Raw genomic sequence first — 20857 nt, 5'->3', positions numbered from 1 at the left:
GATGGACTTACATCTATTATGTACAGCGCATCATTTTAATACGAAAACACTGGATGATCTGAAACATGAAGACTGGATAGGCATTGATTACGGCGCACTGATGCTTGTGGAAGCGGGGATTACACCAATTGCTGCATTCGGGGATTTTGATTCACTGACAGAAGTGCAGTTTAAAAGGGTGCAGGATGAACTTGATGTTGATGTACTGCCGACTGAAAAGAATGAGACAGACCTTGAAGTGGGTATACAATATGCACTCACGCTGGATTATGACCGAGTGTTTATACACGGCGCGACTGGTGGCAGACTGGACCATTTTCTCGGTAACTTGCAGACCCTCCTGAATAAAGAAGTAATGCTGTCTTCAAGCGAGTTCTTTATCGTAGACGATGTCAATGTGATCCAAGTGCTCCCAACAGGGACACATATCATACAACGTTATCAGGATATGACATATGTCTCTTTTATACCCGTTGAAGCAGGTGTCTTTTTAACGATTGATGATTTGAAGTACACTTTACCAAGGACTCAGCTGGATATGGGGACAACACGTACCGTCTCCAATGAGTTTGTCACAGAGCGTGCAGAAGTCATCGTTGAGAACGGCATGGTCTACATGATTCAGAGTAAAGATGCATAAAAAAAAGACCTTCCACACAAAGGTCTTTTTTTGTATCTATATATGCATTAAACGCGAGTGACTTTACCTGATTTAAGTGCACGAGCTGATACCCATACACGTTTAGGTTTACCATCGACAAGGATTCTAACTTTTTGTAAGTTAGCGTTCCAGCGACGTTTGTTCGCATTCAGAGCGTGTGAACGGTTATTACCAGTCACAGCTTTACGACCTGTAACGTGACATACTTTAGCCATGTTATTTCCTCCTTTAATGACATATAGAGATACACTTATCTTTCTACACCATAGTAATTTAACACAATATGAAGTTCGATGCAATGATTTTATCGTCACTTTTCTTTCCATCATTCTCATTTTTGTCACAATACTTGTATATGAAGGCGTTTATTGCTTATAATAACATGATGAATCAATTAAATGAGGAGGTTCCTTATGACTTTAGAAATCAACAACGAATACGGCAGTATTGATATTTCAAATGATGTCATCGCAACAATCGCAGGTGGTGCTGCTGTTGAATGTTACGGAATCATCGGGATGGCTAGTAAACATCAAGTAAGAGATAATATCGCTGACATTCTAAGACGGGACAATTATTCTAAAGGCGTCATCGTCACGCAGCATGAAGGTACACTCGCTGTAGATATGTACATTATTGTCGCGTACGGTACGAAGATCTCTGAAATTGCTAATAATGTACAATCTGTAGTGAAATACACGCTTGAAAAGACACTTAATCTAAAAGTGAACTCAGTGAACATATATATCCAGGGCGTTCGTGTCATTAAACTGGATGAGGAAGAATAGGGAGGATCTTATCAATGAACAAAATCGATGGCAAGCTATTTGCTGAAATGATTGCTGCGGGGGCAAATAACTTATCACAGAATGCAGAGTATGTGGATTCTCTGAATGTTTTTCCGGTACCGGATGGTGACACAGGAACGAATATGAATCTGTCAATGTCTTCAGGCGCTAAAGAAACGAAGGAACATGTCGAAGCCCATATCGGTAATGTAGGGAAAGCTTTCTCTAAAGGATTACTGATGGGTGCACGCGGGAACTCAGGTGTCATCTTATCGCAGCTGTTCCGCGGCTTTTCAAAATCTATAGAGACCTGTGAAGATATAGACGCAAAGAAATTTGCAAAAGCCTTTGATTCAGGGGTGAAAACGGCTTACAAAGCAGTGATGAAGCCTGTTGAAGGTACAATCCTGACAGTTGCCAGAGAAGCGAGTGAACATGCTACAGAAATCGCTCAATCAACAGATGACGTCATTGTAGTGATGGAAGCCATTGTTGAAGCGGGTAATGCGTCACTTAAGCGTACACCAGACCTGTTGCCAGTCTTAAAAGAAGTCGGTGTCGTCGATAGTGGTGGGCAGGGGCTCGTTTATGTGTACGAAGGATTTTTAGCAATGATGAAAGGTGAAAAAATCGCTGAACCTGTCAACGTGAAAATGGATGAGAATTTCATCAATGACGATCATGATTTCGGAGATGTCGTTAAAACTGAAGATATTGTTCCAGGATTCTGTACTGAATTTATGGTGCGCTTCAAGTCGGGTATGAAACCATTTGACGAAGATGAGTTCAGAAATGATATGGCGAACTTTGGTGACTCACTGCTAGTCATTTCTGATGATGAAATCGTTAAGACGCACGTTCACTCTGAAACACCGGGTGAGGCCCTTACTTATGGTAGTCAGTACGGCGAGATCATCAAGATTAAAGTAGAAAATATGCGCGAACAGCACCGTGAAGTGCTGCGTAAACGCGGTATCAAGCAGGAAGCGAAAGTCGTCGATAAAGCAGTTGTCACGATTTCAATGGGTGAGGGAATCACTCAGCTCTTTGAATCAATAGGTGCGACACATGTCATCAGCGGTGGTCAGACGATGAATCCTTCGACAGAAGATATTGTCAAAGTGATTGAATCTTCAAAATGTAAAGAAGCTATTATTCTGCCGAACAATAAAAACATCATCATGGCGGCGGAACAGGCGGCAAGTGTTGTCGATATTCCTGTAGTCGTCATTCCGACTAAAACGATTCCTCAAGGCTTATCAGCTCTTCTCAGATATACGCCGGAAGCAGAACTGGAAGAGAATCAGACAGCAATGGCTGAAGCAATCAGCCATGTGAAGTCTGGATCAGTCACTTATGCTGTTCGTGACACTTCTATTGAAGGCGTTGATATCGAAAAAGGTGCTTATATGGGTCTGTTTGAGAGCAAGATTAAAGTAGCTGACTTTGATCAGGCGAAAGTCTGTCAGCAGCTTCTGGATGCTATGATTGATGAAGATAGCGAAATTGTTACAATCATTGCCGGAGAAGAAGCAGACGAAGAACAGGTGAATGCTTTAACTGAATATATTGAAGACCGATACGAAGACGTAGAAGTAGAAGTTCATCAAGGTCAGCAACCAATCTATAGTTTTATCTTTGCTGTTGAATAACTGAATGTATTAAAGCTGTTTCCTAGTGAAACAGCTTTTTTTGATACTTCTTACTATTTTTTACAAAGAATGTGTGATACCATTTAATTATACATTAAATGGGAGGTTTATCATACGTAATCTGCTGAAGGATAAAAGTACATTCTATGCGTTCGTTGCAGCGACTATCACGACTATTATTGGACTTTTTATTATTAATCAGAACTGGCTAGGCTAGTGGTCAGTGAATCCTTTTAGACTGTTCATGATGATTATGTCATAATGGACTTAAGATAAAGTGTTAAGGATTATGATGTATGAAGAGGGATGGCATGACTAAACAACATCTAATTGAAACCGAACGGCCGCTGACAGACCTTAAAGGCGTCGGGCCGCAGACAGTCCTAAAACTCAATGATTTAGGGCTTTTTACTATGAGTGATATTATTATGCATCTTCCTTATCGGTATGAAGATGAGACGGTTATTGATATCAATGAAGCAACTGACGGAGATAAAATTACAGTCACAGGAGAGATCTACAGTACGCCCCGTGTCAGTTATTTTGGGCGCAGTAAGTCCAAGATTATGTTTCATATGTTAGTGGACGGTGTTGCTATCCGTGTTGAATACTTTAACCAGCCCTATATTAAACACCAGGTCAATCTAGGAGATACGGCTACAGTATCGGGTAAATGGCAGCGATCGAAACAGATTATTCAAGGAACCAAATTCAGCAAGGAAGTCGCTTCAAGTGAAAATGCACTTGTCCCTCAGTACAGTCTGAAAGGTTTAGTGAAGCCCAAGCAGTTTCAGAAGTTTGTGCATCAGGCCTTTCAGTCGACAGAAATCACGCCGATGATACCCGGCTATCTAATGGATAAATATAAACTCTGGGACTTAAAAGAGTCGCTTGAGACACTGCATTTCCCGCGTGATTATCATGCGTTAAAGCAGGCGAAGCGGACTTTTGCCTTTTGTGAGCTCTTTCTCTTTCAGCTGAAAATGCGGATGCTGAATCAGACTGAACATGCAGCAGGTCTGTCTGTCAGCATCGACTATGATATACAGGCAGTCAAGGCCTTTATTGAGACATTGCCATTTGAATTAACAGATGCACAGAAAAAAGTGGTTAACGAAATATTTCGTGATATCAAGCTGCCGATGCGTATGAACCGACTGCTGCAGGGAGATGTAGGTTCAGGTAAAACGGTCGTCGCAGCAATCGCAATGTACGCGCTTCTCACTGCAGGCTACCAGAGCGCACTTATGGTACCGACAGAGATACTGGCGGAACAGCACGCAGAAAGTCTGGCAGGTCTATATGGTGATCAAGTACGTGTTGCCCTTCTGACGAGTTCTGTTAAAGGAAAAAGACGACGCATTCTGCTTGAGCAATTAGCAGCTGGTGAAATAGATGTCATCGTTGGGACTCATGCATTAATACAGGACGAAGTCATCTTCCACCGGTTGGGACTGGTCATTACAGATGAACAGCACCGTTTCGGAGTCAATCAACGTAAGCGACTGCGTGAGAAAGGTGATGACGCCAACGTACTCTTTATGACAGCGACCCCAATACCAAGGACGCTTGCTATCTCTGTTTTTGGGGAGATGGACGTCTCAAGTATCAAGGAACTGCCGAAAGGTCGTAAACCGATAGAGACATCCTGGGCTAAACATGAAGAAATGGGTACAGTGCTTGCACAGACCAAACAGGAAATAGCTAAAGGACGCCAGGCATATGTCATCTGTCCATTGATTGAAGCGTCTGAGAAACTGGACGTACAGAATGCCGTTGAGATATACGAAACGTTTAAAGGCCATTTCGGTGAACGTGTCGGTCTTCTTCATGGTAGAATGTCTTCAGAAGAAAAAGATGAAGTCATGGAAAAGTTCAGCCGTCATGAGCTGGATGTGCTGGTTTCAACAACTGTTGTTGAAGTCGGTGTGAACGTGCCAAATGCGACGATGATGATTATTATAGATGCTGAAAGATTTGGTCTGTCGACGCTGCATCAGTTGCGCGGACGTGTAGGACGTAGCTCACATCAGAGTTACTGTGTACTGATCAGTAATCCTTCTACTGAAACAGGGATAGAGCGTATGCAAATCATGTGTCAGACGACAGATGGTTTCCTCTTGTCTGAGAAAGACCTTGAAATGCGTGGTCCCGGAGACTTTTTCGGCGTTAAACAAAGCGGGCTGCCTGACTTTAAAGTTGCGAATATAGTGGAAGACTATCGCATGCTCGAAGTCGCTCGTGACGAAGCAAGTGAAATGATACTGAGTGGTAAGATCGATGAACCTGAGAATGTCTGGCTGAAGAAAAGAATGTTGCTTGAAGTCAGTACGCTCGAAATTGATTAGGAGATGAAAAATGAGAATTTTTTACAGGGTTTTAGGTGTTTTATTGATTGCTGCTGCTGTCGTCATGTTTTTCTGGCAGGATATACGTGCGCTGGTCACTAATCAGGTGAATGATAAAATCATTCAGGCATATGAAAAGAATGAAGCGGCTCCCGAAGTCAATGATCTGGAGAAATGGATTTCAAAAACAGAGCCGGATAAACTGAAACTGACTGAAGACATGCTCGGCTATCTGAAAATACCGGCTGCAGATATCAATGAGCCTCTGTTAAAAGGCCCGGCGACACAAGTCAATCTGAAAAACGGTGTAACCCTTGTCGAAGAGGGTGAGCAACTTTCTGAACAGAATATCGCGATTGCCGGTCACCGCGTGGAAGGTGCAGGTATCCGTTTTAACTATTTAGATCGAGTGAAAAAAGGGGATATCGTGACTATCCTGACACGTAAAGGTGAGAAAAACTATGAGATCTATAATATTTACGATGTGAATCCTTCTCAAGTAGATGTATTGAAAGAAAGTAAAGGGAAGCCACAGGAACTCACGCTTATCACTTGTGACAGCTATAATCCGGATACCTTATTATTTGAAAAACGAATGATTGTAAAAGCGCGTATTATAGAAACAGCTTAAGCTCCTTCACAGGAGCTTTTTTAGTTATTGATTAACAAAATAGAGCAAGTTATGATAGACTAATTAAGACCAACTACTAAAAGGATGTCCTAGTATGAAAAGAATGACTAAAATAGATCGTCAGAATCAGCTTGTGTCAAAACTTCGAGACAATCCATTTTTGACAGATGAAGATTTAAGTGAAGCATTTGGAGTCAGTATTCAGACCATTCGTCTGGACAGACTCGAGCAAAACATTCCAGAACTTCGTGAGAGAATCAGAGGTGTAGCGGTTCAGCATCATGATGAAGTTAAAGCATTGCCTCTCGATGAAGTCATCGGTGAGATTATTGAACTGCAGCTGGATAAGGTGGCTATTTCAATACTCGATATTCAGGAAGAGCACGTCTTCCATCGCAATCAGATTGCGAGAGGTCATTTTCTATTTGCCCAGGCCAACTCACTCTGTGTGGCACTGATTGATGATGAGCTCGCACTCACTGCTTCTAGTGAAGTGAAGTTCATCAAACCTGTTAAACTAGGCGACCGTGTCGTCACTAAAGCTTTACTGGTAGAAAAACGGAAGAAACGTGCGACAATTGAAGTAGAGAGTTCTGTTCAGCAGCAGCAAGTATTCAAAGGCCGGTTTGTCATGTATTACTTTGGTGAAGGAGAAGAGTAATGATTAAAATAGCAGTAGACTTGATGGGTGGCGACAATGCACCTGATATCGTTGTAGAAGGAATTAAGCAGTTACTTGATAAAGACCCGGAAGTAGAAATTCTGTTATTCGGTGATGAAAAACACGCGTTTCAACATGACCGTGTGACGTTCCAGCACTGCACAGAAGTGATTACGATGGAAGATGAGCCTGTTCGCTCTATTCGTCGTAAAAAAGATGCTTCTATGGTGCGCATGGCTGAAGCAGTTAAATACGGTGAAGCAGATGCCTGTGTGTCAGCAGGTAACACAGGGGCATTGATGTCGGCCGGACTTTTTATCGTTGGTAGATTACCGGGTGTTGAACGTCCAGCCTTAGCTCTGACATTGCCAACTGTAGATGATAAAGGATTTATTTTACTGGATATGGGTGCGAATGCAGATGCGAAGCCCGAACATCTCGCGCAATATGCGCTGATGGGCTCCATTTATGCCAAGTCAATACGTAAAATTTCGAATCCAACTGTCGGTCTTCTGAATATCGGAACAGAAGATAAAAAAGGAAATGCGCTGACGCGTGAGACCTTTAAACTGTTATCTGATCAGGACAATATCAACTTCAAAGGAAATGTCGAATCGAAGGCACTCCTTATGTCAGCAGCAGACGTTGTCGTAACAGATGGCTTTACCGGCAATATGGTCTTAAAGACGCTTGAAGGGACAGCAACAAGCATTTTCAAAATGCTGAAGCAGGAACTGACAAAGAATATGAAAAATAAACTGGCTGCAGGCGTCTTAAATAAAGATCTGCAAGGTATAAAAGGGAAGATGGATTATGCTGAATATGGTGGTGCTGTTCTGTTTGGTTTAAACGGTATCGTCATCAAAGCGCATGGGTCATCAGACGCGCGTGCATTCTATAATGCACTGCGTCAAGCTAAGGAATCAGTAAAAGAAGGCGTTGTTGAAGCGATGAGAAAAGAGGTGTCACATGACTAAACGTGTGCTCATGTTTCCTGGACAAGGTTCACAGAAACTTGGAATGGCTGGCGATTTAAAAGAATCCGTGACTGCATTAACAAAGCAGCTGGATTTTGACATCGTTGACATTATGGCTCATGATGAAGCAAAACTTAGCTTAACAGAATATACTCAGCCGGCTATCGTCAGTCACAGTGCCGCGCTTATTGAACGGTTCAAAGGCGATTTTGACTATACAATCGGTCATAGTCTCGGTGAATATGCGGCGCTTGTTGCAAGCGGTGTGATCCGTGCAGAAGATGCTGTTCAGATTGTGGCTAAACGGGGTCAGCTGATGGCGACTGCTTTTCCAAAAGGGGGCGGTTCTATGGCAGCCGTACTCGGCCTTGATATTAAAGAAGTAGAAGCGCTCTGTCAGGAGATTTCGACAGAAGACGCAGTGATTGAGCCTGCAAACATCAACTGCCCAGGTCAGATTGTCGTATCCGGTCATCAGTCTAAGATTGATGAACTTGTGAAAAACGGTAAGTCACTGGGGGCGAAAAGAGTGTTACCGCTTAATGTTTCAGGACCTTTTCACTCTTCAATGATGAAAGTCATCGAAACTGAATTCAGCGAGTTTCTTGACGGATTTGAATTTAAGGATGCTAAAGTTGCCGTTGTCCAGAATGTGTCTGTTGCGCCTGAGACGGATGCCGCAACGATTAAGCGTCAGCTGATTGAGCAGCTTTATTCACCGGTGCGTTTTGAACAATCTGTACAGCATCTCATCGACGCAGGTGTCACTGAATTTGTGGAGATCGGTCCGGGCAAAGTACTGGGTGGACTCGTGAAGAAAATCAGTCGTGACGTGACGATAACGTCAATTGAAACAATAGAAGATTTAGAAGGGTGGAATCATTAATGACTACAGCACTTGTAACAGGTGCATCGCGCGGTATCGGACGTGCGATAGCATTGCAGCTTGCTGCAGATGGTTTTGACATTGTGGTCAATTATGCCGGCAGTAAAGATAAAGCGGACGCGGTTGTTAAAGAAATCGAACAGCTAGGTCAGAAAGCCGTTGCGGTTCAGGCTAACGTCGCGCATAAAGAAGAAGTGCAGGAAATGATTAAGACGACAATCGATACGTTCGGATCGATTGATGTCGTTATCAATAATGCCGGAATTACCCGCGATAACTTAATGATGCGGATGAAAGAAGACGACTGGCAGGATGTCATCGATACAAATCTGACAGGTGTCTTTAATGTTGTGCAGAGTGTAACGCGTCAGCTGCTGAAACAACGTGCGGGTACCATTATCAATATCTCCAGTATTGTCGGTTCTATCGGTAATGCCGGTCAAGCCAACTACGTCGCAGCTAAAGCAGGCGTTGAAGGCCTGACAAAAACTTTTGCGCGCGAACTTGCTTCTCGTAACATCACGGTCAATGCGATAGCTCCAGGTTTCATCGTCTCTGATATGACTGACCAGCTGAGCGAAGACCTGCAGAACGGTATGAAGGCACAAATTCCGCTTGCCAGATTTGGCGATGTGTCAGATATTGCACATGCAGCTAGCTTTTTAGCGTCTGATAAGGCAAAATATATTACAGGCCAGACCATTCACGTCAATGGCGGCATGTTCATGAACTAACATTTCAAGGAGGTGAAAACAATGGCAAATTTCGATAAAGTAAAAGATATCATCGTTGACCGTTTAGGCGTAGACGCTGACAAAGTGACACCAGAAGCATCTTTCAAAGATGATTTAGGTGCTGACTCTTTAGACATCGCGGAACTCGTGATGGAACTTGAAGATGAATTCGGTATGGAGATTCCTGATGAAGAAGCTGAAAAAATCAACACAGTTGGTGACGCAGTGAACTACATCGAATCTTTAGAAAAATAAGTTGAAGTGGTCTCATAAGAGACCACTTTTCCTTTTTTTTCAGGGCTTTTTAACGTAAAATAGGAGAGATAACATTAAGGAGGCACTCAATGAACCGAAAACAGACAATCTTAAATCAATTCCATCTGAAATTGAACCAGAAGATGAATGAACTTTCTATCAAACCCGTTAACACACAGCTTTATGAACAGGCTTTTTCACATTCCAGTTTTATCAATGACTTTAAGCTTAATAAAATAATGGATAATGAGCGTCTGGAATTTCTAGGTGACGCGGTGTTAGAATTGGTGGTTTCTCAGTATCTCTACCGAGAACATAGCGACATGTCTGAAGGACAGCTGACTAAACTACGGGCGGCCATCGTCTGTGAACCATCACTTGTAACATTTGCTACGCATCAGCAGTTTGCAGACCTGATTCTGCTCGGTAAAGGTGAAGAGAAGACTGGCGGCAGAACTCGCCCTTCACTTATCGCGGATGTATTTGAAGCCTTTATCGGTGCCTTGTACCTCGACCTCGGTTTTGATGCTGCAGTCCGCTTTGCTGAAATTGCAATCTTCCCTTACATCGCGGATGAACTTCTGACAGGTACAATAGACTTTAAGACCTATCTGCAGGAGTATATGCACAAAAGAGGAAGCGGTCAGATTACATACCGCTTAGTCAATGAGAGTGGTCCAGCGCACTTCAAGGAATTTACATCGGAAGTGCTGTCAGATACTGACGTGATCGGTGTCGGCACAGGACGGACGAAAAAAGAGTCAGAACAGCAGGCGGCTAGACTGGCGCTGGAGTCCGTGCAGTTAGGAGAATAGTATGGTTTATTTGAAGACAGTCGAAGCTTATGGTTTTAAATCATTTGCTGATAAGACAAAAGTAGAGTTTGATCAGGGGCTGACTGCTATCATCGGTCCTAACGGTTCAGGCAAGAGTAACATAACAGACGCTATCCGCTGGGTACTGGGTGAGCAGTCAGCGAAAAGTCTGCGCGGTGCCCGCATGGAAGATGTCATCTTCTCGGGCACAGAAAAGCGTCAGGCACTCAATTATGCAGAAGTGACACTGAAACTGGATAATAGTGACCGTCAGATCGATGCAGACGCACAACTGAACATTACGAGAAGACTTTATCGTTCAGGTGAAAGTGAATATTTCATCAATCAGACGAAAAGCAGGTTAAAAGACATCACAGAGCTTTTTCTTGATACAGGACTCGGTAAAGAATCTTTCAGCATGATTTCTCAAGGAAAAGTAGATGAAATACTCAATGCAAAACCAGAAGACCGACGCCACTTGATAGAAGAAGCGGCAGGCGTCCTTAAATATAAGAAACGCAAAAAAGAGACAGCTTCCAAGCTCGATGAAACGATGCTTAATCTCTCTCGTGTCAATGACATTATCTTTGATCTTGAAGCGCGTGTAGAACCGCTGGCGATAGAGTCAGCGACAGCAGAAGAACATCAGGCACTGACACAGGAAATGACAGAAGCAGATATTCAGGTGACAGTGACTGATATCCAGGCACTGAAAACAGAATATGCTCGTCTGGATACTGAAATCAAAGAATTCAATGACATGATTCTGATCAAAAAAGAACGGGCTGACAAGCTTGAGAAAGAACTCAGTGGACTGAATGACAGAAATACTGTACTGACTGAGAGTCAGGATAGTCTGAATCAGCAGAGACTGGAACTCTCTACACAGCTTGAACGACAGCAAGGCAGATTGTCTGTCTTGTATGAAAAGCAGGATAATCAGTCACAGGCAGAGGCAAGACAAAAGAAAGAACTGCAGAAACTCGAGTCAGAACGACAAGCTCTTCAGCAGGCTGATCAAAAACAATCAGGTGAGACAGCTGAACTGCAAACAGAGCTGAAACAGGTGAGACAGGAAGAACGAAGTGCTGAGAAGAAACTGACAGAACTGAATAGTGACGTTACTGCTTTAATCGAGTCAGCACGCGACCAGTATTATCAAGTGTTAAGTGAACAGACGTCTGCAAGAAATGAACTGAAATATATTGAAAAAGAACTGACAGCTTTAGAGCGGTATTTCACAGAGAATCAGACTGACTCTCATGATTATCAGGACATGCAGAGGGAACATGAAGTCTTCGAGGATAAACTGAAACAACTAGAAAAAGACTTGATGACTAAACGGACCGCTTATAAGGAATGTCTAGCCGATATTCAAACGAAGCAGACACGTTACCGTGAACTGGATGACCAGCTACGCCAGGGTCACCGTTATCTGGATAAGCTGAAGTCAAAATATCAGAGTCTGACCGCCATGCAGTCAGAATATCAAGGATATTATCAAGGTGTAAGACTGGTGCTGAGAGAAAAGCTTGAAGGCATTTACGGCGCTGTCGCAGAACTGATTGATATCGACTCCAAATATCAGACTGCGCTGGATATTGCGCTCGGCGGTCAGCTCCAGAGTATTGTCACTGAAGATGAAACGAGTGCCCGTGCAGCCATCCAGTTCCTGAAGAAACGAAAAGGCGGGCGTGCCACTTTTCTGCCGCTCTCAACTATTCAGCCGAAAGTGATGGCAGATAGCATGCTCAATAGAATGAAGCAGCTAGAAGGCTATGTCGGTCAGCTTTCTAATCTGATTACAGTTGATCCGAAGTATGCTTCTATCGTGCGTAATCTGACGGGGCTGGTGGTAGTTGCTGAAGACCTTGAGAGCGCGAACAATATTGCCAGACAGACAAGCTATAAGTTTCGTATCGTCACACTGGACGGCAATATCGTTAATCCAGGCGGCTCAATGACAGGCGGCAGTGTGAATCAGCCCTCTATCCTTCTAAGACAGAAAGAAGAACTGGAACAAGTGAGTGTGCAGTTATCCTCTTACCAGGAACAGTTATCAGCACTTGAAAATGAATTTAACAGCCTGAAATCAGAGATTACAGATGCTGAAATCAGAGCACAGAATTTGCAAAGCGCAGGCGAAGAACTGGCTGAAGAAGAACGTGTACTTAAACAGCAGCGTGATGAACATCAATCACGTCTGTATACTTTAAAAGCCATTAATCAGCAGCATGAAGAAAGACTGAAGCAGAAAAACGAATATGAGACGACTCATCAGCGACTGAATCAGTCGATTAGCGAAAATGAAGTGCAGCTGAAAGAAATAGAGCAGCAGATTACTGATTACCAGCTTCTCCAGACAGATGCGCGCTCTATTGAGAAAGAAGTCAACGCGACTCTCGCTGAATTACGTCAGAGAAAAGTCATACTTGAAGAACGTCTGAAATATCAGCGGGACAAACAGCAGACTAATGAAGAGCGACTGAAGCAAGTGAGAGCCGCCATATCAGATTTAGAAGCAGTTGATGAGTTGAATCATATCGAAGAAAAAATCGCTGCTCTTAAAGAAGAAATCAAACAGAGCGAAGAGAAATTGTCTGTAGTCACGCAACAGTTTGATCAAGATAGAAGAGCAGCTGAAGAAGTAGCGGCAGGTATAAGAGAACAGCAAGTGAATTATAACGAACTCATGCGTCAGCTGAACAACCTTGAAAATGGGGTTGGTGAGATGAAAGGTCAGTATTCACGGATAGATGTCCAGCTGGAATCATTGATCTATCATTTGATGGAAGACTACCACATGACCTTTGAAGCGGCAGAAAATCTTTATCCTGAACCGACAGATATTGATGCTGCCCGCAAGCGTGTTAAACTGACGAAACTCGCTATTGAAGAACTGGGACCGGTTAATCCTAATGCTATCCAGCAATATAAAGAGGTTAAAGAGCGTTATGATTTCCTATCAGAACAGGAAACAGATTTACTCTCTGCAAAAGATACGCTGGAAACGATTATGAAAGAGATGGATGATGAAGTAACAGCCAGATTTAATGAAACTTTCAGTCAAGTTCAGTCTAATTTTGCACAAGTATTCAGCGAGCTTTTTGGCGGAGGAAACGGTGAAATTAAACTGAATTCTGATGATGTCCTGACAGCGGGTCTGGATATCGTAGTGGAACCGCCTGGTAAGAAACGTCAGCATCTGACGCTCTTATCAGGCGGTGAGCGGGCGCTTACAGCTGTTGCACTCCTGTTTGCCATTCTGAAAGTTAGGACGGCACCGTTTGTTATACTGGATGAAGTTGAAGCGGCGCTTGACGAAGCGAATGTACTGCGTTTTGGTCAATACGTTAAAACGCTCAGTCACGATACACAATTCATTGTGATTACGCATAGAAAAGGTACAATGGAAGCAGCAGACAGACTTTACGGTGTAACTATGCAGAACTCTGGCATCACGCAGATGGTCAGTGTCGATTTAAATGAATTAAATCATAATGAAATAAAGGAGCTTACAAAATGAGTTTTTTCAAACGACTAAGAGAAAGATTTGCGCCTACAGAAGAACGGCGCGAGGAACTGCCGTTAGAACAACTGGAAGATGAAGAGGTTCAGCCTCTTCCAGAAAGACAAGTAGAACCACCGGCAAAGAAAAATAACGAATGGACATTCGACTTTGATGATGACGACCTGATGTCCATCGAAGAATTTGAAGAACTTGAAGCGCAGCAAATCGGAGCGAAATTCCGTCAAGGACTTGAAAAGTCTCGTGAAAACTTCCAGAACAGACTGAATGATTTACTCGCGCATTACCGGACAGTTGATGAGGATTTCTTCGAAGCACTGGAAGAGATGCTGATTCAGGCCGATGTCGGCTTCAATACGGTGATGGAGCTTGTCGAATCATTAAGATTTGAAGCAAAGCGTCGCAATATCACGGAAACTGCCGATTTACGAGAAGTCATCGTTGAAAAGATTGTTGAGATCTATGAGCAGGAAGATGATGAACTGCAGGCGATGAATATTCAGGAAGATGATCTGACAGTCATCTTAATGGTGGGAGTCAACGGTGTCGGTAAAACGACGACAATCGGTAAACTGGCCCATCGTTATCGTCAGCAAGGTAAAACAGTGATGCTTGCTGCAGGAGATACATTTCGTGCAGGTGCAATCGAACAGCTGCAGATCTGGGGTGACCGTGTCGGCGTGGAAGTCGTCAAACAATCTGAAGGCTCTGACCCTGCTGCTGTCATGTATGATGCAATCAATGCTGCCAAAAATAAAGGGGTTGATATCCTGATCTGTGATACAGCAGGACGTCTGCAGAACAAAGCGAACCTTATGAATGAACTTGAAAAAGTGAAGAAAGTGCTATCTAAAGCAGTAGCAGGGGCTCCGCATGAAGTCCTCCTTGCACTTGATGCGACAACCGGACAGAATGCACTGGTTCAGGCTAAAGCCTTCAAAGAAGTAACGGATGTAACAGGGATCGTTCTGACTAAGCTGGATGGTACAGCTAAAGGGGGTATCGTCCTCGCTATCCGTAACGAGCTTCATATTCCAGTTAAATTTGTCGGACTCGGTGAGAAACTGGACGACTTGCAGCCATTTGACGCGGAAAGTTATGTTTACGGTTTATTTGCAGATATGATTGAAAACAGTGAAATCGAAACAACAGAAGACGAAGAAGAAAATCATGCAGGCTAATATTGATAAAACCATGCGCATGAATTATCTCTTTGATTTTTATCAGGGCCTTCTGACGGATAAGCAGCGCAATTATTTAGAACGCTACTATCTGGATGACGAGTCATTATCTGAAATCGCAGAGACTTTTGAGGTGTCGAGACAGGCAGTTTATGATAATATTAAACGGACTGACGAACTGCTGGAGGATTATGAAGTAAAGCTTGGGCTTTACCAGAAATTTGAGAAAAGACAGCAGCTGATAACAGAGATGAAGGCAATGACTGAAGACAAGGCCTTGATTACTAAATTAGAACAGTTAGAAATGATTGAATAGGGGGTCATCGCGTGGCATTTGAAGGATTATCAGACAGACTCCAGGCGACCATGCAAAAAATCAGAGGAAAAGGAAAGGTAACAGAAGCAGACATCAAAGTGATGATGCGAGAAGTGCGTCTGGCGCTTCTTGAAGCCGATGTTAACTTCAAAGTAGTAAAGCAATTCGTTGCAACAGTATCAGAGCGTGCACTCGGCAGCGATGTCATGACTTCACTTACACCAGGGCAGCAGGTCATCAAGATTGTACAGGATGAGCTGACTCAGCTGATGGGCGGTGAAAATACACAGATCAATATGAGCAAGAAGCCACCGACAGTTGTCATGATGGTCGGTCTGCAAGGGGCAGGTAAAACAACAACTGCTGGCAAACTGGCACTTTTGATGCGTAAGAAATACAACAAGAAGCCCTTACTGGTTGCGTGTGATATTTATCGTCCCGCTGCGATTCAGCAGCTGCAGACAGTCGGCAGGCAGATTGATATTCCTGTCTTCACATTAGGGGACCAGGTCAATCCTGAGGAAATCACCCGTCAGGCGCTTGCGCATGCGAAAGAAGAGCATCTCGATTTTGTCATTATCGATACCGCCGGCCGACTTCACATTGATGAAGCACTGATGAATGAGCTGGTCGACGTTAAAGAAGTATCTAAACCGGATGAAATCATGCTCGTCGTTGATGCCATGACCGGTCAGGACGCAGTTAACGTTGCAGAAAGTTTCGACCAGCAGTTAGATGTCACAGGTGTAACCTTAACTAAACTTGATGGCGATACACGTGGTGGTGCGGCACTTTCTATCCGTAGTGTGACGCAGAAACCGATCAAGTTCGTCGGTATGAGTGAGAAAATGGATGGACTTGAACCGTTTCATCCAGAACGAATGGCATCCCGTATCCTCGGAATGGGTGATGTCTTAAGCTTGATTGAAAAAGCACAGGCATCTGTTGATGAAACAAAAGCAAAGGAACTTGAACAGAAGATGAAGACTTCATCCTTCACGTTCGATGACTTCCTGGAACAGCTGGATCAGGTTCGTAACTTAGGTCCCCTAGATGATCTGCTGAAAATGATTCCCGGTGCCAGCAAAATGAAGAATGTGCAGTCACTGAACATGAATCCGAAACAGATTGACCACGTTGAAGCGATTATTCGTTCGATGACGGCTAAAGAAAGAAAAGATCCGTCAGTGATCAATGTATCGCGTAAGAAGCGTATAGCAGCAGGATCAGGACGCAGTATGGCGGAAGTCAACAGACTGATCAAGCAGTTTGAGGAAATGAAGAAAATGATGAAACAGTTCTCTGGCATGAAAAAAGGCAAAAAAGGCCGCAATCCATTCCAGGGTATGAACTTACCGTTTTAGTGACAAACCAGCTACTCACGTAGCTGGTTTTTTCTAGTTTATATATTTTTCTGAATGAACAATAGGTTGATGCTTTAGTTCTTCAGAAGATAGAGATTGATGTGATTAATGGGTGGGGTTTTTGACTGAATATTCAAGCATTTCATTTGCTATTATTTTCCTTGATTCTCTATAATTAAATTATATCTAAACTGAGGAGGTAATTTTATTGGCTAATGAAGTGATTAAAGAGTCTTATGGTCTATTTATCAACGGTGAATTTGTAGAAGCAGAAGGCAATGAAACACTCGAAGTTTCCAACCCTGCAACAAGCGAAGTGTTAGGACGCGTCGCTAAAGCGTCTGAAGGCGATGTGGATCGAGCGGTTCAAGCTGCAAAAGAAGCATTCAAGACCTGGCGTTACACTTCTCCGGTAGAGCGTGCGGAGTACTTGAATAAGATTGCTGATGCGATTATTGAACATAAAGACGAACTTGCTCAGATTGAATCGCTTAATACAGGTAAGGCACTGCGTGAGTCTTCCATGATTGATATTCCGACAGCAGCAGACCACTATCGCTACTTTGCGAGTGTCATCCGCTTAGATGAAGGTTCTGTCCAGGATATGGATGCGAACACAATGAGTATCATCCGTCATGAACCGATTGGTGTCGTAGGTGCTGTTGTTGCCTGGAACTTCCCCTTCTTACTCGCAGCATGGAAATTAGCACCGGCTCTAGCTGCAGGTAACACAATTGTTATTCAACCGTCATCTTCAACACCATATAGTATGCTGAAGTTAGCAGAAATCATTAAAGACATTCTGCCGGCAGGTGTTGTCAATATTCTGACAGGTAAAGGTTCGGAATCGGGTAATGCCATCTTCAATCATGAAGATGTAGCGAAATTATCATTTACAGGTTCTACTGAAGTCGGCTATTCAGTGGCTAAAGCAGGTGCAGAACGACTAGTTCCTGCGACACTTGAACTGGGCGGTAAAAGTGCAAATATCGTCTTCAGTGATGCCAATATTGAACAGGCGATTGAGGGGGTCCAGTTAGGTATTCTATTCAATCAAGGGGAAGTATGTAGTGCAGGTTCAAGACTATTTGTTGAAGATAAGTTCTATGATGAATTCATCAGCAAACTAAAAACAGCGTTTGAGAGCGTTAAAGTCGGCGATCCTATGGATATGGAGACGCAGATGGGGTCGCAGACAGGTCAGGCACAGATTGATAAAATTGAAAGCTATATCCAAGTTGCCAAGGAAGAAGGACAGAATATCGTTACAGGTGGCGAGCGTATCACGGATAACGGTTTAGATAAAGGTTACTTCTTCCAGCCGACTATCATTGAAATTAATTCTAATGACAGCCGTCTTGCGCAGGAAGAAATCTTTGGACCTGTACTTGTCGTTCAGAAGTTCAGCGATGTGGAAGAAGTCATTAAACTTGCTAATGACTCAGAGTATGGCCTCGGTGGTGGCGTCTTCACTAAGGACATCAACCGTGCGCTTAACATTGCGAACCGTATTGATACGGGTCGTGTCTGGATCAATACTTATAATCAGATTCCAGCGGGTTCACCGTTCGGCGGTTACAAAAAATCAGGTATCGGTCGTGAGACATACCGAGAGACAATCCGTAACTATCAGCAGGTCAAAGGCATTTATATTGATCTGACAGATAAACCGAAAGGATTATATTAAATGAAATGCCCTGCTTTGGCAGGGTTTTTTAAATCTTATTATGCCTTTGTCATATACCATGTTATGTCTTTAAATGAGTTTTAGCATAAAGAGGTACAGTTAGAAATATTGTGCAAAACATATTAATATGACAGGAGATAGTGAAAACTGATGAGGAGTTAATGGGATGAGCGGTCGTAAAAAAAGGATATTAGTAGCAGGTGGCATTAATGGAATGGGGCGTCTGGTTGCTTTAGATCTGGCTGAACATCAGATTGAACTTATCATTCTGGGAGATGATGCTAAAATAGGACAGGCGCTCTGTGATGAAATAATTGCTGACAGTATTTTAACACACGATGATTTATTTTATTATCATGCAGACCTTTCTTCTGAGGCGAAGGTAAAGGAACTGGCTCGTGAACTGAAAAGGGATTTCAGTCATATTGATGCAATGATTATTACAGAAGGACAGATCTATCCTAAGCAGTCATTGACTGCTGAAGGACTGGATAGAAATTTAGTAGCTAATTACTTTTCTCACTACTGGCTGATACAGCAGTTCCGACCTTTACTTAAAGGAGGGAGAATCCTGCTGCCTGCCAGTCATCCACATATGGTGAACCGCTCAAAAGTCACTCTGCCGACTGAACAGCAGACGAAACGATATCGCGGGATTGTCGCAGCCAGACAGGCGCTTGTTGCCCGGATTCTTCTGATGCGTTACTTAAATCAGCCTTTAAAGAAACAGAATATTACTATTAATGTCTTCAATCCAAGGATGAGCAGTAGATTGAGTCTGTTTGCAGCGGATCGCTCAGGAGAACACATTCATACAGCTTCTCAACTGGCTTTGGATGATGATGTTGAAGGGTTAACAGGTCAGTTCTTTGATGATAATAAAAAAATTATTAAGCTGTCTAAAAATTATTCACTTTTAAAAGCAGATGAATTTTATAAATGGTCTAAAGAGCAGAACCGTAGAATATAATTCTATGGTTTTTTTTCTGTATAGGCTTGCATTTAATATAGAAAACAATATAATTAATATATCAAATATAATAAATATAGTAGGGGTTCTCGTATGAAAATAGAACTTGGATTAACTTCTTTTGGTGATAACTCAGACATTTATACAGAAGAAGGGGTTATACCGAAAATATCTGCAGCAGAACGTATGCGAAATATTGTGGAAGAAATTAGACTGGCTGATGAAGTCGGACTTGATGTCTATGGGTTAGGGGAGCATCATCGTCCGGACTATGCGGTCTCTGATCCAGTGACAGTACTCGCCGCTGCGGCTATGCAGACCGAACGTATCCGCCTGTCTTCAGCGGTCACTGTACTATCTTCAGATGACCCTGTGCGTGTTTATCAGCGCTTTGCAACATTAGATGCTCTATCTGGTGGTCGTGCTGAAATCATGGCAGGCCGCGGGTCTTTCACTGAATCTTTTCCGTTGTTCGGTTATACCTTGGATGATTATGATTTGTTATATCAGGAAAAATTAGATCTCTTGCTGCAGATCAACCACCATGAAAAAGTAACTTGGAATGGACAGACACGGACAGCGATTTATGACCGCGGTGTTTATCCTCGGGCGGTACAGGATAAGTTGCCGATTTACCTGGCGACAGGTGGTTCACCGGAATCTTCTGTTCGAGCAGGACACTTAGGACTGCCCATCACCTACGCAATTATAGGAGGTAATCCCGGACGCTTCCGTTATAATGTAGAGGTTTATAAAGCAGCAGCCAGAGAAGCAGGTCATGACTTAAGTCAGCTCTTTATCGCTAATCATTCATGGGGATATATCGCTGACACAGATGAACAGGCATTCAAAGAATATTATCCTTCGACTGAAGCGAGTCATAATGTCCTTGCAAAAGAACGACACTGGGCGCCTTATAATGAGACAGCCTATATATCGGAAATAGAACACGGTTCGTTATATGTCGGCAGTCCGGAACGAGTCGCAAGGAAAATAATCAGTACAGTTGAAACACTCGGTCTGAACCGCTTCATGGTTCATCTGCCGATGGGTTCGATGGAACACGACAAAATCATGTATGCCATTAAATTATATGGTGAAAAAGTCAAACCGATAGTGGATGACCATTTTAAAGATAAATAAGAGTGAGGAGTCCGTCATATGACAAATGACGGACTCCTTGTTACGATGAAAAGGATGGGGAGCTGAAAAGAGTCTATCACTCAGCTGATTTCGGACTTTACAGATTAACCTGCTGTCAATAATGCAGCAGAATGGTCTGTCAACATAATATTGGACAGTTTTTATAGAATATTTCTTTATATTCCCTTGGTGTTAGATAATTTAATGCGCCGTGCGGCCTGACATTGTTATACCAGTTCACATAATCAAAAAGTTCAAT

Annotated in this window: 20 protein-coding genes; 18 read left to right on the top strand and 2 right to left on the bottom strand. The window is 43.0% G+C overall.

Translation table 11 applies throughout. The annotated features are described in order from the left end of the window. Position 1 precedes the first annotated feature (1 nt). Positions 2-640, top strand: coding sequence for a thiamine diphosphokinase (locus ERX27_RS01130; protein WP_133430985.1), 639 nt, complete (start codon positions 2-4; stop codon positions 638-640). A 47-nt stretch (positions 641-687) separates the two neighbouring features. Here the strand turns inward: ERX27_RS01130 and rpmB are convergent, their stop codons facing one another. Beyond that, complete coding sequence (gene rpmB / locus ERX27_RS01125; RefSeq protein ID WP_133416852.1) at positions 688-876, bottom strand: 50S ribosomal protein L28; 189 nt, start codon at positions 874-876, stop codon at positions 688-690. A gap of 198 nt (positions 877-1074) precedes the next feature. On the opposite strand from rpmB, the gene ERX27_RS01120 reads away from it, so the two are divergent. From ERX27_RS01120 to ERX27_RS01040, 17 genes are all read left to right on the top strand, one after another. Next, positions 1075-1449, top strand: coding sequence for an Asp23/Gls24 family envelope stress response protein (locus ERX27_RS01120; protein ID WP_133430984.1), 375 nt, complete (start codon positions 1075-1077; stop codon positions 1447-1449). 14 nt (positions 1450-1463) lie between these two features. After that, the gene (locus ERX27_RS01115; protein WP_133430983.1) at positions 1464-3101 is read left to right on the top strand and encodes a DAK2 domain-containing protein; all 1638 of its coding nucleotides are present in this window, start codon (positions 1464-1466) and stop codon (positions 3099-3101) included. A 311-nt stretch (positions 3102-3412) separates the two neighbouring features. Continuing rightward, positions 3413-5449: an ATP-dependent DNA helicase RecG gene (gene recG, locus ERX27_RS01110; protein WP_133430980.1), complete on the top strand. Its 2037-nt coding sequence runs from the start codon at positions 3413-3415 to the stop codon at positions 5447-5449. A 10-nt stretch (positions 5450-5459) separates the two neighbouring features. Next, positions 5460-6080 (top strand): class A sortase, encoded by a 621-nt coding sequence (locus tag ERX27_RS01105; RefSeq protein ID WP_133430978.1) that lies wholly within the window; start codon positions 5460-5462, stop codon positions 6078-6080. Between the two features lie 94 nt (positions 6081-6174). After that, positions 6175-6741 (top strand): transcription factor FapR, encoded by a 567-nt coding sequence (gene fapR / locus ERX27_RS01100; protein WP_133430976.1) that lies wholly within the window; start codon positions 6175-6177, stop codon positions 6739-6741. Then, complete coding sequence (gene plsX / locus ERX27_RS01095; RefSeq protein WP_133430974.1) at positions 6741-7718, top strand: phosphate acyltransferase PlsX; 978 nt, start codon at positions 6741-6743, stop codon at positions 7716-7718. The genes fapR and plsX overlap by 1 nt, the downstream gene beginning before the upstream one ends. Then, a complete protein-coding gene (fabD, locus tag ERX27_RS01090; protein ID WP_133430973.1) occupies positions 7711-8604 on the top strand; it encodes an ACP S-malonyltransferase in 894 nt (297 codons plus the stop codon). The genes plsX and fabD overlap by 8 nt, the downstream gene beginning before the upstream one ends. After that, positions 8604-9338, top strand: a complete 735-nt coding sequence (fabG, locus tag ERX27_RS01085) for a 3-oxoacyl-[acyl-carrier-protein] reductase (RefSeq protein ID WP_133430972.1) — start codon at positions 8604-8606, stop codon at positions 9336-9338. Before fabD ends, fabG begins: the two co-directional genes overlap by 1 nt. A 21-nt stretch (positions 9339-9359) precedes the next feature. Continuing rightward, a complete protein-coding gene (locus tag ERX27_RS01080) occupies positions 9360-9593 on the top strand; it encodes an acyl carrier protein (RefSeq protein WP_133430970.1) in 234 nt (77 codons plus the stop codon). A gap of 89 nt (positions 9594-9682) precedes the next feature. Continuing rightward, positions 9683-10408 (top strand): ribonuclease III, encoded by a 726-nt coding sequence (gene rnc, locus ERX27_RS01075; RefSeq protein WP_133430969.1) that lies wholly within the window; start codon positions 9683-9685, stop codon positions 10406-10408. 1 nt (position 10409) lies between these two features. Beyond that, positions 10410-13934 carry a chromosome segregation protein SMC gene (gene smc, locus ERX27_RS01070; RefSeq protein ID WP_133430968.1) on the top strand — a complete coding sequence of 1175 codons (3525 nt, stop codon included), beginning with the start codon at positions 10410-10412 and terminating at the stop codon, positions 13932-13934. After that, positions 13931-15118 carry a signal recognition particle-docking protein FtsY gene (gene ftsY, locus ERX27_RS01065; RefSeq protein WP_133430967.1) on the top strand — a complete coding sequence of 396 codons (1188 nt, stop codon included), beginning with the start codon at positions 13931-13933 and terminating at the stop codon, positions 15116-15118. Before smc ends, ftsY begins: the two co-directional genes overlap by 4 nt. Further along, complete coding sequence (locus tag ERX27_RS01060; protein WP_424960603.1) at positions 15108-15434, top strand: putative DNA-binding protein; 327 nt, start codon at positions 15108-15110, stop codon at positions 15432-15434. The genes ftsY and ERX27_RS01060 overlap by 11 nt, the downstream gene beginning before the upstream one ends. 11 nt (positions 15435-15445) lie before the next feature. Then, positions 15446-16798, top strand: coding sequence for a signal recognition particle protein (gene ffh, locus ERX27_RS01055; protein ID WP_133430966.1), 1353 nt, complete (start codon positions 15446-15448; stop codon positions 16796-16798). A 208-nt stretch (positions 16799-17006) separates the two neighbouring features. Next, on the top strand, positions 17007-18485 hold the full coding sequence (locus ERX27_RS01050) for an aldehyde dehydrogenase family protein (RefSeq protein WP_424960602.1): 1479 nt from the start codon (positions 17007-17009) through the stop codon (positions 18483-18485). Between the two features lie 166 nt (positions 18486-18651). Next, on the top strand, positions 18652-19455 hold the full coding sequence (locus ERX27_RS01045) for an SDR family NAD(P)-dependent oxidoreductase (protein WP_133430963.1): 804 nt from the start codon (positions 18652-18654) through the stop codon (positions 19453-19455). Positions 19456-19548: 93 nt separating this feature from the next. Next, a complete protein-coding gene (locus ERX27_RS01040) occupies positions 19549-20598 on the top strand; it encodes an LLM class flavin-dependent oxidoreductase (RefSeq protein ID WP_133430962.1) in 1050 nt (349 codons plus the stop codon). 139 nt (positions 20599-20737) lie between these two features. Here ERX27_RS01040 and ERX27_RS01035 read toward each other — a convergent pair. After that, positions 20738-20857 (bottom strand): IS3 family transposase (locus ERX27_RS01035; RefSeq protein WP_165983039.1); only part of this gene is annotated, 120 nt, incomplete at its 5' end.

Source organism: Macrococcus brunensis (assembly GCF_004359615.1).
In the GTDB taxonomy this organism is placed as follows: Bacteria; Bacillota; Bacilli; order Staphylococcales; family Staphylococcaceae; genus Macrococcus; species Macrococcus brunensis.
The sequence above is the reverse complement of the archived record's forward strand: the minus strand, read 5'-3'. Positions and strand labels throughout refer to the sequence as shown.